Below are 13,712 nucleotides of genomic sequence, written 5' to 3'. Positions count from 1 at the left end.
CCACAGTTCATCCGAGACAATCCAGGGCTTCGGCTGGTGCTTCCCCACGACTGCACCAACGAGCCATCGCAACGACAGTCACATGATCAACTCACGCCGACAGCGTGTAACACGAGGCGATCTCGCGACACCGCATACCAACGACCACTGGACCTGAACCTTGCGCTGCGCAGATGACACGACCTGATCACCCACCAGCTAACTGACAAGCCACGGGTCAGGCCGCTGATCCAGCACAGCGCGCCCACAATCACGCTACTGGCACACTGCAATCCCCCGCCCACCGAGGCACCGCAAACTGATCAGTGCAGGCCAGACCACCCATTACTGATCAGAAATACCGCTCCTGGACATCGGACCTCGATGCCTTGGGCATGCGCTGGTAGACGACCGCAGGCCGGGGCAACGAATTCAGGACTCTTCACCCTCAGCTTGCTGCTGCTTTCAACTGCTTCAGCACATCGACCGAATGCACCGTGTCCAGGTGCTCCGACCCCAACACGCGACACCGCGCCTCTAGCGTTTCCTCCCCCAACACCACCGCCTCCTCCACCCGACCCACAGCCGCCAGGTCAACGGCCAGGTTGGACGCCGTGCGCAGCGTTTCCGGATGCTCCGACCCCAACACCCGACGCTGCGCCTCTAGCGTTTCCTCCCCCAACACCACCGCCTCTTCCACCCGACCCACAGCCGCCAGGTCAACGGCCAGGTTGGACGCCGTGCGCAGCGTGTCCGGATGCTCCGACCCCAACACCCGACGCCAGCCCGCCAGCGTCTCCTCCCCCAACACCACCGCCTCCTCCACCCGACCCACAGCCGCCAACCTGATGGCCAGGTTGTACGCCGTGCGCAGCGTGTCCGGATGATCCACACCCACCACCTGCCGCCAGCTCGCCAGCGTCTCCTCCCCCAACACCACCGCCTCCTCCACCCGACCCACAGCCGCCAACTCGACGGCCAGTCCGGCAGCCGTGCGCAGCGTTTCCGGATGCTCCGCTCCCCACACCCGACGCTGCACCTCAAGCGTCTTCTCGTCCAGGGCGAGGGCTTCCTCGTGCCGTCCCAGCGCCCACAGCCCGACGGCAAGGCTGCGGGCGCTGAGCAGGGTGTCGGGGTGGTCGTCACCGTAGAAGCGTCGGCGGCGGGCGAGGGTGTCTGCGTCCAGGTCGCGGGCGCGCTCATGGTCCTGCGTGTCGTCGTAGGCACGGGCCAGGTTGTGGGCGGCCCGCAGGGTGTCGTCGTGGTCAGGACCCAGTTGCTGTAGGCAGGCGTCGTACAGGCGCTGCAGACGCTCCCGGGCAGGACGGGGCTGGCCGCGGTCCATCAGGTACCAGCACGCGCCGAGCATCACCCGCCGGCCGTCTGTGGTGGTGGGGGAAGCCGGGTCCACGGTCAGCAGGTGCGGCAGCAGCACCTGCCACGCCGGCCACTCCACCGGATCGGACGCGTTCTTGGGGGCGGCCGCGGTCAGGAGCGCTTCCGCATGCCGTGCAGCTTGCTCGCGCTGGGCTGGGGTGAGCTGGTCGGCCAGCACGGCCTGGGTCAGGCGGTGCAGTTGGACGGTGCCGTTCTGGGTACGGGCCAGGCTGTGCCGGGCGATGGCCTCCACCACGCTCCCGGCACGTAGCCGCGATGCCAGGGCCTCGCTCAGAACGGGAGGGGCCTGATCGGGCAGATGGCTGGCGCAGGAGGTCAGGGGGAAGGGCTCGGGAGCCAGCAGCGCCAGGGCGGCCAGTACCGCTGCCGCGCCCGGGTGGTCGGTCGCCAGACGGGTGCGGGTCAGCCGGACTTGCGCGGCCAGGGAGGCCGGATAGTCATCCGGGCAGCCCTCCGCCAGCACCTCCGCCATGCTGCGCGCGAGCTCGGCTGTCAGATCGGCCGCCGACAGCCCTCCGGTGAGCAGGGCCGCGGCCTGCGTCAGCGCAAGCGGCAAGTCGTCCAGGGTGTGGGCGAGGTGGTCGGCGTCCGCGTCGGACAGGACTGCGCCTTGGGCGCGGAGCAGGGCGATGGATTCGGTGCGGGCGAGGGTGTCGACCTCCAGGGGGAGGGCGTAGGTGTGCCAGTGGGGGTTTCGGGAGGTGATCAGGACGTGCCCGGTGGTGCCGCCGGGCAGGAACGGGGCCAGGGCGCTGGGGTCTTCGGCGTTGTCGAAGACCAGCAGCCAGCGCGACATCGTTCCCAGCTCTGCCAGCAGCAGCTCCACCGCCTCGCCGGGCGCCGTGCCGGTGGGCGCGGCGTTGATGCGGGCGGCGAGAGCGGCGAGCTGGCCGGGGATCAGGGCTGGGTCTTCGGCTGTGATCCACCAGGCGAGTTCGTACTCGCCGGCGAAGCGGTAGGCGTATTCGATCGCCAGCTGGGTTTTGCCGACCCCGCCTCGGCCGTGGAGGGCCTGGACGGCGACGCGTTGGTCGGACGCGAGTGCTTGGCGCAGGTGGACCAGGAGACTGTCGCGGCCGGTGAAAGCCGCGTTACGGGCGGGCAGGTTGCGTACCCGGGGCAGACTCCCGGGCAGACGGGGGCCACTGGCTCCGACCTGCCGCAACACGCTGTGAGTACCGGGGAAGGGCGGCTCTGTCTCCGGGCGGGACGGGCCGTCGACCGCCTCCAGCAACACCCGGCGCGCCTCGATCGGGGAAAGGTCGAACAGGTCGCGGCTGAGCAGCGGGCGCAGGATCGCCGGCGGATCCACCCGCGCGATGCGCACGGGCGTGATCTTCTCCCGCATCGCCACCACCGCGGTCCACTCCGGGGTCGTGAACCGCTCCGGCTCGAAGTAGGCCGGGGAGAACAACGCCAGCATCCGGCCCCGCTCCAGCGCGGCATTCATCTTCAGAACGAAATTGTCGCCGGTCCCCCAGTCCCAGTAGTCCAGCTCGACCTGGTGGCCGGCGTCCAGGAGCTGCCAGCCAATCCATTCCGCCCAGGCGCGATCCGCGCCCGCGTGACTGATGAACCACCGCCGCTCCGACATCCCGTCAGACGCCCCCGTATCGACCATCCGTGCCCCCGTGCCGTGCCGCTGTACGTCCCCAACCAGGCTATGGCCAGCGGCCCTTGACCGGCCCCACGTTCACCAGCATCCGTACCAGATCGGCTTTGCTCGACCTATGGGCACCACTCCCGGCGGCGCTGTGGGCGCTCGGCATACAGCTGTAATGGCGGCCGAACGGTGGGTGCCGCGGCGGGGTGGCAGCAGCCGGTTACGGAGCTGAGAGAGCGGTTCCTGTCACCCCTGGGGGTGAGAACCCGCGCGAAGTAGTCCAAAGCAGCGGGGTGCCGCTGACAATTCGCGTCATGGATCTTCCTCAGACGTCGCCCGCCCTGAGTCGGCGGCGCCTCCTGCGTCACACACTGGCCGCCGCCGCTGCGGCCGGAACCGTCCTGGCTGCTTCCCCGGGGGCCTTCGCCACGACAAGGGCCAGGCGTGCCGCATCCCTGCCCGAGGTCGGGCAGACGTTCAACTTGTCCCTGAACTCCTTCGGGGTGGCCCTCATTGCCCATGCTCCTCACCAACAGGGCGGCGGCACGGTGAACTTCATCGGCTCGCAGGTCGTGCGGATCCTCGACGGCGGTGCGGACTTTGTCCGCTACCGGCTGCTGAACTTCACGATGGAAGCCGAGCATCCGGTCTACGGGAAGATCTCATTGAAGCTCCCCGACGTCGCCGCCGCACCGGTCAGCACCCTTCGCCTCACCCCCGACGGCGAGAGCCTCACCGACACCTTCACCGTCGCCCCCACGATGACTCTGATGAGGTCCGGTGACGTTCCGGGGCCCTTCAGCTACGACGCTGCCGAGCCCATCGTCCTCACAGCCACCTTCCCCTCCTACCCGCCACCCGCTCAGGACACCAACGCGGACGGCTCCCCCGCCGGCGGTGCCCTCTACCGCTCCTCCGGCCCGGCCCGCTTCACGGACCCCGGATCCAGCGGACCCGACGCCGACATCCGCATCGAACTTCAGGACTTCAGCGTGAACCAGGGAGCCACGCCGCCGCCAGCCGGGTGAGGCGCCCGAAAAGAGCCAGGTAGGGCACCCGATGGGCCCGTGGCGGCCGCCACGGGCCGCGCCGGTCTCCCCAACGACGCCCGCGACAAACACCGCTCACCCACCTCGCAGCAGGTGCACGCGCCGATCGCCCGCCCGCCCCCGTACCGCTGCGCCGTCTGCGGGAAGACCGGCGCGATAGCCCGCGTCGTCGAAACCGACCACGGGGCGCGCTGGGTGGGTCTGTGTATCGGGCACGGCCTGGGCCGTGTTGGAGCCCTCGCCGTGCATGCCGGCCACGGTGGAGGGCATCCTCGCCGACCTGCGCGAGGTCGTCGCCGAGATGGCGGCCAAGACCGGCCGCACGCCGCGGACGCGGCTGTTCGCCGACGCAGGCGGCTGGCGGGACGAAGCTCATGGATGATCTGCACCGCTACCACGTCGCACTGATCCTCAACGGTGCACCCGCGCGGCATGGCTGGTGGGGTGTGGAGGGCGTGGCGCGTGAGAAGTTCAGGTTGTGGGTGGGTGAGTGCAGCGGCCAGGCCGGCTCCCGCGTGACCCTCACCGACGAACAGAGGGGCACGGTGTTGACGACGTGGCCGGACACCCCGTAGGTCCCTGCCATGCTGAGCGGCATGTTCGCCGACCAGCACTCAGCAGACCAGCTCGCCCAGGCCAGCACGGCCGACGTGGCTTCGGCCGACGACGTCGCCTCGCAGGCCCCGGACGGCGGCATCGATGTGGGCTTCGCGCCCGACTGGCAGCCCGAGGCCGACGAGTACCGGCTCACCAGCGAATAATCAGGTCAGTCGGCGGTGGTGTAGCGCACCGCCTTCTTCACCTTCATCTCCAGCTCCACGCGTGACGTACCCGTTTCCACAGCCGCGGCCGTGACCGCGCCCTGGGACACCGCGGCCGCCTCCCGCCACCGCACCCACTGCGCCGCGTACGCCTCACCGTCGAGCCCAGCGAGCTGTGCGCGCGCTTCTTCGGCGGAACGTTCCAGCTTGATCAGTTCGTCGGGGAGGTCTGCCGCAGCCCGGATCCCAAGCGAGCAGGAGAGTTCAAACCCAAGCGCCGCCCGCACGGTTCGAGATGAGCGTGCTGTACCCGGCGGATGGGGGCGTTCCGGCTGTACTGCATGGAGCACTACCGAAAGCCAGCCAGTGCAAAACCCACTTCAGCATCATGGACGCCAACCGCCAGTTGTGCACCTACGTGCCCAACAAGGAACCTGCCAGCGCGACACCGGCGGCCCTTTCCTTCAACTGCATCCCGGCGGCACCGTCACCGTTCTCGTGGGCATCCTCTCCTACGCACAGGGCTGCGCCTCCACCCACCCCGACGTCTTCACCAGGGTCGCCGCATACCGAGACTGGATCCTGACCAACGCACCGGGAGTGTCAACCTAACGGCTAGCAGGTGAGTCACCTCCCTGCCCAAGCCTCAGGCCCACAGGATGAATGCGACGGCACGCACCGCGGCCCGAATGATCCTTTCGGGGCCGCGTCTGCGCAGTGTGGGAATGAAGGGCGGTCGCCTACGCGGCGAAGGCAATGCAGGCGGACGTCCTCGCCGCGTGAGCAGCGTCAGAACCGAGCCGTGTCGTTTCTCCAGTACGACCTTTGCACTCACACGAGGGGCGCAACCGCCGTCCCCGGCCCGTGCGCCCCGTACCGGCCGCTAACAACAGGTACATGCGCACCGCTCTGCTGCGCGGCCTGCCCGCCGCGCTCCTCACCGTCCTGTCCCTCACCATCGCACCGTCCGCCCTCGCGGCAGAGACCGTTCCGCTCACCGAAGCCGTCGCCAGCTTGCCGCTGGCCACCGAGTCCCGCGACGGCTATACCCGCGAGGCGTTCAAGCACTGGAACTCCGGCGACGACCCGGCCGACGGCTGCACCACCCGCAACGAGGTTCTCATCGCCGAGGCCGTCACCGCGCCCACCGTTGGCGCCCGGTGCGCGCTCAGTGGAGGCGTCTGGTGGTCGTACTACGACGAGCAGACCGTGGCCGCCGCGTCCGGCCTGGACATCGACCACCTGGTCCCCCTCGCCGAAGCCTGGGACTCCGGCGCCTTCGCCTGGAGCGCACAGCGTCGCGAGGCCTACGCCAACGACCTCGGCCAGGACGCCAGCCTGGTAGCCGTCACCGCCCGCTCCAACCGGTCCAAAGCCGACAAGGACCCCGCCCAGTGGCTCCCGCCCGCCAGCGGGGCCCTGTGCCGGTACGTCTCGGAATGGACCGCCACCAAACTCCGCTGGAACCTGGCTGCCGACCAACTTGAACGCAACCAACTGGAGGACATCGCCGCCGACTGCGCCGACTCCACCGTCACCTACACCCCCGCCCTGTAGGGACGCGAAGGTCGGCTGGTTCAAACCGCGCTGTCCGTCCGCAAGGAATGGGCCTGCGGGCCTTTCCTGGTACGACACCGAGGGGCCGCTTGGGCGGTGGGCGGTGCGGTCGCCAGCCTGCGAGGTGCAGGGCGGCGCGCCTTGCACCGACAGGCTGGTTCAGCGTCGGCCGGGCGCGCCAGCGGCGTTGCGTTCGCGGTCATTGGTGTCGAGCTGGACGGCCGGGTAGCCGCCCTCGCCGCCGATGACCAGTCGCCGGCCCGCAGCGGTCGAGGGCCGTGAAGGATTAACGGGTTTTGAAGCGGCGGAAGAGATTGCGGGCCACGTACACGCCCGGCCCGCCGAAGCCGACGATGTCGACGCGTTTGTCACCGGTGATGTCGGCGAGGAAGCGGGGGTGGTGGCCGACCCGCCAGGCGCCTGCGTCGTCGTTGTAGCCGAAGCCGCGGCACACCAGCTGCGCCTGCTCGAACCGGCCGTCGCCGCGGTTGTGTGACACCCAGACCCCTTCGTCGCCGAAGCCGACGATATCCGGGGTGCCGTCGCCGGTGACGTCGGCGAGGGACCGCAGGTGCTTCTTGCTCGTCCACTCCTGGGCGAGCCCGAAGTCGTTCAGGACGAGCTGGGAGGGCTCGAACGTGCCGTCGCCGCGCCCACGTGCGACGACGACGCCCTGCGGGCCAAACCCGACGATGTCCACCGCTCCGCCGGCGGTGGTCTGGAGCAGGAACCGGGGGTGCTCCTCGACCGAACTCCACCCCTGGTCGACCCCGAAGTCGTCGAGAACGTACAGAGGGTCGGCGAACGACCCGTCCTCGTCCTGGAGTGAGATCCAGACGCCGTCATCGTGGAAGCCGACGATGTCTGTGCGGCCGTCACTGGTGGTGTCGGCGAGGAAGCGGGGATACTTGTCGGCAAGCCAGCCACCCGCCTTCTCGTCGTGGCCGAATGCCCGTAGAGCCGGTTCCGCGGCAAGTGGTGCGAACTTCCCGTCCTCGTCCTGGAGTGAGATCCAAACGCCGTCATCGTGGAAGCCGACGATGTCCGTCCGGCCGTCACCGGTGGTGTCGGTGACGAAGCGGGGATGCTTGTCGGCAACCCACCCGCCGGCCGGCTGCCCGTGGCCGAACGCCTTGATGACCGGCTCGCCGCTCGCGGGCACGAATTTCTTGTTCTCGTCCTGCAGGAACACGCGGACACCGTCGGCGGCGAGGACGACGACGTCGGGCTTGCCGTTGCCTGTTGTGTCCGCGAGGGTCCACAAATCATTGGGACTTGGGGAAGGTACGGATGGGTGCAGGATGCGCTCGTCGTCCTTGAAGGTGCCGTCGCCCTGGCTGGCGGCCGTGACAGCCCCCTTCGCCGGTTTGAGCCCGACGATGTCCGCGCGGCCTGCTCCGGTGGTGTCGGCGAGGAACCGGTCACCGAGCCCGGCCCACCGGCCCGGTTGCCCGCCGGTTGAGCTGCTGGCTCCCACGCTCTTCCACGCGCCGGCGTCCTGGTCGCTTCCGAATCGCTTGCCGACCAGCAGCATGTCGCTGAAGGAGGGTGTCGCGTCGGGTGCCGGCCGCAGCGCGGCCGAGCGGACAAGTCGCCAGGACTGGCGGCTGTTCCAGTGGCTCAGTGGCGCAAAGCGCAGCACGGGATCGCTCGTGCGCTCGGGGGTGGCCGTCACGAACCGCCAGTGCTGGCTTGCCGCGCTGTCGTCGTACTCGCGCAGGACGACCCGGATGTCGTCCGCTGCAGGGTCGGCGAGGTCGAGAACGGCCCCGTCGGTGGCCTCTTCGATGTAAAAGAGGCCCGCTTCGTTCTCGACGGGGACGAGGCGCCACTGCTGGGCCTTATTGCCGGCCGCGGCATCCGATTGGCGGATGCCGCGGTCTGCGGCGGCGGGGTTGTGCAGGACTTTGTCGCAGGCCGCGTTGCGGATCACATAGGCCTGCTCGTCTGGTGTTTTTCCGCCTTGCGCTTGCACGGGGGTGAGCTGCCATTGCTCCGGGTCCGGGCCACCGTCGGGGAAGTCGCGCACGACCAGTGCCCCGTCCGTTCCCGGCGTGGAGCGGGCGCCGAGGATCTTCCCCGTGGCGGCGTTGACGATCTGGAGTTTCAGTTCTTGCGTGGGCACGGGCATCGTGGTGCCTCTTCCGGGCGGTGCGGGCGTGGGCTCAGGACGTGCGCGGCGCGGTGGGGCAGCGGCCGCGGGTCACGTGAAGACGTGGTGGTAGGGGACGCTCCACTCGTTGGGCAGCCGCGGGTAGAACGTGTTGATGACCGTCCCGGTGAAGTCACCGCCCCAGTTGTAGGTCACGCGCACCTCGCTGTCGGCCGCCACTGCGTGGTCCTTGAACCCGAGGATGGTGTCCGGGTGGGTGATCGGCACGAAGGTGATTCCGCCCCACGGCGTCACCGTGACCACCCACAGCTGAGTGTCCTCCGGCGCGCCGTTCTTCCCGCGCCACAGGTCGCCGACCTTGTCGGGCAGGCCCACCCGGACAGCGTCGGCCGTGTCCTTGGGGGCGTCCTGGTGGACGGTGATCCGCCGCCGCTGCGGCTTGGGCACGCCGTCGTCGCCGCGCCCTGCATCAACCTGGCCGGCGCCGGGCGGCTTCAGCGGTACCTGGCCCGCGGCGCTCTCGATGAAGTACAGCGGCCGCTGCCCGAAGAAGCCGGCCGGGGTGATGTACCAGAGGTGGCCCTGCGCCTCCTTGGTGCCTGTGTCGAGCGCGGTGGACAGCTTGACTCCCTTGTCGTGGACGCTGTCCTTCAGCTCGGCAGGCTGCAGGAAGCCGCCGTTGAAGGCGTGGACGAGCATCACCGGCCGGTTCTCGACCAGCGCCGCCACGATCGCGTTGTCGTAGCTGTTCACCGCCACCGGGCCGCCGACCACCAGGTTCGACATCGCCGTGCGTTCTTGGGTGTACATCGCGGACCTCACCTGTTGTTGAAGTGGAGAACATTAAGCCAGCCACAAGGGCAGCGCTTTTCCGCACGGCATTACCGCCGCATTATCCGACCTGCATCGACATAGTCCCGGCATTCAAGAGGACGACCGAATTCAACGCCGCCCGCCGCCAAGCGGGTGCCAGCACAACATTCGCGTACGGAAATGCGTGAGGGAATCGATCGAGCGACTGGCAGCCGCCTCAACTTACCGCAATTGAAGGCAAGTTGGGAGCGGGCTGCGATTCCTTTTCACTCGATTGAGCGGGATGCCCGAAGGCGCCTTCCCAGAAAATTATGCCTCTGATACTTTCGAATTTCGGAAAGCGCGCGGATATCTGTTCCATTCCATCGAGCGCGTTTCGGACAGATCAGTCGAGGACGGGGAATGCCTTCCACTGCATACAACCTGGAACGGTTCAAGCGCCATCCGCTGACGAAAACGAACCTGCAGGAACTCGGCATCGACCTGCCGTCTCTCCTGAACCACGCCAACCTGGTCCACACCGACAGCAACGGTGTGCAGCACAAGCCCGTCGGCATCTCCATCAACAAGTTGAGCCACGGCACTGTCGACGACTCCGCGTTCGATCTTGGCTGGCTCGCCTACATGAACCTCGGGGAGCCGCTGATCGAGGAGCGGGGAGACATCACGCCTCCCCGGCCCGACACGTTCTCCTCGCGCGCCTACGTGAACCGCAGCCAGAACAACTCGATGACCTTCACCGACTCGGTCGAATTCACCGTGTCGAACGGGGTGACGTGGTCGCTTCACGGAGATGCCAAGCTCACCTTCGGCGGAAGCATCGGCGCGCAGCTGCAGTTGCAGTTGCAGAACCAGCTCAAGATGGACCTCCAGGCGCAGTTCGGGACGCAGATGCGCAACGACATGGCGAACAAGAACGCCAACACGGTGACCAACAAGAACAGCAAGGACAGCGTCGGGGTCGACAACGCCAACGCCACGGAAACGGCCACGACGAACTCGACGGGGAACTCCACGTCGAACTCGGTGACGGACTCGGTGGCGTTCACCACCCAGGGCAGTGCCAGCGGCAACGCGTCGCTCAACGCGCAGCTGGCGCTGGGCCTCGCGGCCACCGTCGGAGGTTCCCTGACGACCAGCTGGACCTCGAAATCGCAGATCTCCGGCACGGTCCCGAAAGACTCCCGCGTGGAGACCATGGCCACGCAGCGGCGCGTCCACCGGCACTACGAGTACGAGATCCCGGTGACCTTCGCCGGGTACCTCGCGGTGCAGTACGCCGTACCAGTTCCCATCCTGTCTCCCCCACAGCCCGGGAATCCCGGCCTCGCCAAGGAGGTCGCCCGCGACATCGCCAACATCAACCTGGCCGGCGGCGGATTCCGGATGAAGGGGCGAATGGAAGTCGTCTCCGCCCTGGACGTCCATCACACCATGTTCGAAGAAGAGAGCCTGACCTACAGCCAGCGAGCCCTGTACAAGGGTTGACCGGGCGGCGACGCCATCTCCACGACGATCAGGGGCAATGACCATGGTGTTCGACAACATTTTCGGTTTCGCGAAGAACAGTGCGGGGCTCTTCTCGGTGAAGCCCGGCAACGCGGAGTCGCGGCCGGCTGCGCACGTCGACTTCGAGGACGTCACACAGGACGCGTACGACGACAAGAGCGCGGACCTGTTCATCAATGATCTCCACGGGGCTTCCTCCCGGGCGAAAGTCGTCCGGGAGCAGTCACCTGAAGCGCGGGTCATCATGGGCATCCTCGGCTCTTTCATCCAGACGACGAAGAACTCGGCCCAGACGGAGAAGGACTCGGCCCATGCCGGCACGGTCTCCGGCACGGCGTCCGCTGGCATGGCAAAGGCGAAGGAGACGGTGAAGGAGGAGGACGGGCTGCAAAAGCACGGGGGCCTCCAGAGCGACCCGGACAGGGCGACATACGCCAAGACCCCCGAGGCGCCGAAGACACCCAAGGCCGCAGAGCCTGCCGAGCCGCCTCCAGCGACCGCCAAGGCTCCGCAGAGGCTGGGGGAAACCAAGAAGACCGAAACGACCACCGAGGGACCATCCAGTTCCCAGTAGCGCTCACGTCGCAAGGGGGCAGGGGCGTGACAGCCCCTGCCCCCTCCTGCGTCATACCGGGAGCAGCTGCCACTGACGGCCCCGGGGGTCGCCCTCCGCCTCCTGCTGCGTGATCACCGTGCGGGCGTTGGTGTCGACCCGCAGCAGCAGACCGCTGTGCCGGTTCGCGATCTCATACACCCGCGGAGAATCGGTCACCGAACCCACCGGCACCAGCCGCCACTGCTGGTGGTGCGCGTCAGCACCCTCGTAGGCGCGCTGCGCCACCACCGCCCCCTTGGCCTTGTGGGCTCCCACGACCTCCAGGACCTTGCCGCTGCGTACGTTCTCGATCCGATACAGGACCTCGCCGTCGTCCTGCCCTGCCGCGATCAGCCGCCATCGCTGATGGTCCCTGGGGACGGTGAGAGTCTGCTGCACCTCGGCCCCGTCCTTGGTCGACTCACGCACGACCGAGATCCTCAGTTTGCTGCGGACGTTGGCGAAGGAGACCACCGTGCCCGAATCGGGCAGCCCCACCAACTTCGCCGACGTGACCTTCCGGACGCGGGCGTTGCTGTAGTCGGCGATGTAGAGCGAGTCCACGCAGTCCACAGCAAGCCCGTACGGGTGGGACAGCTTGGCGTCCTTGGCGGCCAACTCGCCGTCACCGTCGAAGCCCGGGGCGCCTGTTCCGGCAAGCGTGCTGACCTTCCCGTCAGCGGTGACCTTCGTGATCCGGTGGCTGCCGTAGTCGGCGACATAGAGGTCGCCCACGCTGTCCACGGCCATCGCCACTGAGAGGTTCAACGGGGCCGAGGCCGTCCCGGCAAGCGCGCGGATCTTCCCGTCGGCCTTCGTGACCTTCCGGACCCGCTGGTTGCCGGAATCGGCGATATAGAGGTTGCCTTCGCTGTCCACGGCCACGGCGCTTGGGTGCTTCAGCTGGGCGTCGGTGGCGAGGGTACCGTCAGAGGCCGAGCCATAAGTGCTCTTCCCGACGACCGTGCTGATCTTCCCGTCAGCCGTGACCTTCCTGATCTGGTGGTTGCCGTAGTCGGCGATGTAAACATCGCCCGCGCTGTCCACCGCGACATCGTGCGGCACGTTCAGAGGGGTAGCGGTAGCCAAGGCACGGTCAGTGGCCCCGGTGCCCGTCCCGGCGAACGTACGGATCTTCCCGTCGGCCATCGTGACCTTCCGGATACGGTGGTTACCCGCATCGGCGATGTAGAGGTCGCCCGCGCTGTCCACGGCAATCCCACGCGGGTGTTGCAGCGCGGCCGAGAGGGCGGAGACCCCCTCTGCTCCACACCCCGGACTCCCGGTCCCCGCGACCGTACTGATCTTCCCGTCAGTCGTGACCCTCCGGACCCGATGGCCGGCGTGCTCACAGATGTATAGGGTCCCGTCGCGGTCCACCGCGACCCCGTACGGCCCGTTCAACTTAGTCGAACGGGCCAGCTCCTTGCCGTCCTTGGCCACCTCTGGGGTAGCTGTTCCCGCAACCGTGCTGATCAGGCGAGCAGCCTGCTCACCATCTGCAGTTCCCGTGTCAGTGCCCATCTTCGTCCCTTCGCCCGTTCACCCGACCGCCGACTTGATGGTGACGGCGAGAGCGGATGAACAGAGCGAAAAGCAGAACGCCGGATCACACCCTTGTCCTGAAACGGAGTGTTTACCCGTCTGCGGCCTTTGGGGCGCTTCCTGCACAAGGCGGACCACACCTCGACACACGACCGAAAGATCAGCCACCCTCACGAGGGAACGACATGCGCGGCGTTGACGAAGCCCGGCTCCGCACTCGCTGTTGCGTCACGGTATACGGCGGCGAAGACGACGAGCCTGACCGTGATCCCGGCCGCGACGCCGGACACGCCCTGGTCACTCATCACCCTCATGACGCGCAGGCCCACTCGGCGCGGCCCTCGCAAGAATTGGTCCAAGAGGACCTGAACCTCGCTCCCATGCGTCGTCGACGGCGATCGACACCCGGATGGTCTCCCGGACGAGCCGATGAGAAACCCCTGGTGGAGCGTGCGTCTGGCACCAGTCCCGATGAGCTACAGCCTCGGTTCGCTCGTCGTAACGCCCGGACATTGGTCTCCACTTGCCGTCAAGACCAGCCTCAACGAACCAGGCGACACGGCGTTCTACCTCGATCTCTTCGCCATGTTCTTCATCCACGTTGCCAGGCTATGACTAGCGCTAGGCGGTACGGGATTTCGAGCACTCGCTAAGGGGTCCTAACAGAAGTGAGTTGATCATGTGACTGTCGTTGTGATGGCTCGTTGGTGCAGTCGTGGGGAAGCACCAGCCGAAGCCCTGGATTGTCTCGGATGAACTGTGGTCGTTGATCGAGCCGTTGCTGCCCGAA

General features: G+C 67.6%; 14 protein-coding genes. 8 read left to right on the top strand and 6 right to left on the bottom strand.

Annotated features, from left to right (window positions below; genetic code table 11):
• Positions 1–427 precede the first annotated feature (427 nt).
• Positions 428–2,998, bottom strand: coding sequence for an FxSxx-COOH system tetratricopeptide repeat protein (gene fxsT, locus ACZ56U_RS39820; protein WP_469088835.1), 2,571 nt, complete (start codon positions 2,996–2,998; stop codon positions 428–430).
• Between the two features lie 296 nt (positions 2,999–3,294).
• Between fxsT and ACZ56U_RS39815 the strand changes: the two genes are divergently transcribed.
• From ACZ56U_RS39815 to ACZ56U_RS39800, 4 genes are all read left to right on the top strand, one after another.
• Positions 3,295–4,008 (top strand): hypothetical protein, encoded by a 714-nt coding sequence (locus ACZ56U_RS39815; RefSeq protein WP_469088834.1) that lies wholly within the window; start codon positions 3,295–3,297, stop codon positions 4,006–4,008.
• A 268-nt stretch (positions 4,009–4,276) separates the two neighbouring features.
• Positions 4,277–4,411, top strand: coding sequence for a hypothetical protein (locus ACZ56U_RS39810; protein ID WP_469088833.1), 135 nt, complete (start codon positions 4,277–4,279; stop codon positions 4,409–4,411).
• Complete coding sequence (locus ACZ56U_RS39805; RefSeq protein ID WP_469088832.1) at positions 4,404–4,604, top strand: hypothetical protein; 201 nt, start codon at positions 4,404–4,406, stop codon at positions 4,602–4,604. The genes ACZ56U_RS39810 and ACZ56U_RS39805 overlap by 8 nt, the downstream gene beginning before the upstream one ends.
• Before the next feature lie 9 nt (positions 4,605–4,613).
• Complete coding sequence (locus tag ACZ56U_RS39800; protein WP_469088831.1) at positions 4,614–4,790, top strand: hypothetical protein; 177 nt, start codon at positions 4,614–4,616, stop codon at positions 4,788–4,790.
• Positions 4,791–4,795: 5 nt separating this feature from the next.
• Here the strand turns inward: ACZ56U_RS39800 and ACZ56U_RS39795 are convergent, their stop codons facing one another.
• Positions 4,796–5,077, bottom strand: a complete 282-nt coding sequence (locus ACZ56U_RS39795; protein ID WP_469088830.1) for a hypothetical protein — start codon at positions 5,075–5,077, stop codon at positions 4,796–4,798.
• Positions 5,078–5,156: 79 nt separating this feature from the next.
• Between ACZ56U_RS39795 and ACZ56U_RS39790 the strand changes: the two genes are divergently transcribed.
• Together ACZ56U_RS39790 and ACZ56U_RS39785 are read left to right on the top strand one after the other, a co-directional pair.
• Positions 5,157–5,402 (top strand): trypsin-like serine protease, encoded by a 246-nt coding sequence (locus ACZ56U_RS39790; protein ID WP_469088829.1) that lies wholly within the window; start codon positions 5,157–5,159, stop codon positions 5,400–5,402.
• 285 nt (positions 5,403–5,687) lie between these two features.
• A complete protein-coding gene (locus ACZ56U_RS39785; RefSeq protein WP_469088828.1) occupies positions 5,688–6,347 on the top strand; it encodes an HNH endonuclease family protein in 660 nt (219 codons plus the stop codon).
• 286 nt (positions 6,348–6,633) lie between these two features.
• On the opposite strand, the gene ACZ56U_RS39780 is transcribed toward ACZ56U_RS39785, so the two are convergent.
• Together ACZ56U_RS39780 and ACZ56U_RS39775 are read right to left on the bottom strand one after the other, a co-directional pair.
• Positions 6,634–8,478, bottom strand: a complete 1,845-nt coding sequence (locus ACZ56U_RS39780) for an FG-GAP-like repeat-containing protein (RefSeq protein ID WP_469088827.1) — start codon at positions 8,476–8,478, stop codon at positions 6,634–6,636.
• Positions 8,479–8,550: 72 nt separating this feature from the next.
• Entirely contained in the window at positions 8,551–9,270 is a 720-nt protein-coding gene (locus ACZ56U_RS39775) for a hypothetical protein (RefSeq protein ID WP_469088826.1), read from the bottom strand.
• 405 nt (positions 9,271–9,675) lie between these two features.
• Between ACZ56U_RS39775 and ACZ56U_RS39770 the strand changes: the two genes are divergently transcribed.
• Together ACZ56U_RS39770 and ACZ56U_RS39765 are read left to right on the top strand one after the other, a co-directional pair.
• Positions 9,676–10,761 carry a hypothetical protein gene (locus ACZ56U_RS39770; protein ID WP_469088825.1) on the top strand — a complete coding sequence of 362 codons (1,086 nt, stop codon included), beginning with the start codon at positions 9,676–9,678 and terminating at the stop codon, positions 10,759–10,761.
• A 37-nt stretch (positions 10,762–10,798) separates the two neighbouring features.
• Positions 10,799–11,356: a hypothetical protein gene (locus ACZ56U_RS39765; RefSeq protein ID WP_469088824.1), complete on the top strand. Its 558-nt coding sequence runs from the start codon at positions 10,799–10,801 to the stop codon at positions 11,354–11,356.
• Positions 11,357–11,407: 51 nt separating this feature from the next.
• Here the strand turns inward: ACZ56U_RS39765 and ACZ56U_RS39760 are convergent, their stop codons facing one another.
• Positions 11,408–12,901 (bottom strand): NHL domain-containing protein, encoded by a 1,494-nt coding sequence (locus ACZ56U_RS39760; RefSeq protein ID WP_469088823.1) that lies wholly within the window; start codon positions 12,899–12,901, stop codon positions 11,408–11,410.
• 191 nt (positions 12,902–13,092) lie between these two features.
• Positions 13,093–13,227 carry a hypothetical protein gene (locus ACZ56U_RS39755; protein ID WP_469088822.1) on the bottom strand — a complete coding sequence of 45 codons (135 nt, stop codon included), beginning with the start codon at positions 13,225–13,227 and terminating at the stop codon, positions 13,093–13,095.
• Between the last annotated feature and the right edge of the window lie 485 nt (positions 13,228–13,712).

It is taken from the genome of Streptomyces sp. NPDC034103 (assembly GCF_055575395.1).
Note: the sequence above shows the minus strand (reverse complement) of the source record. Positions and strands in the feature narration are given on the sequence as shown.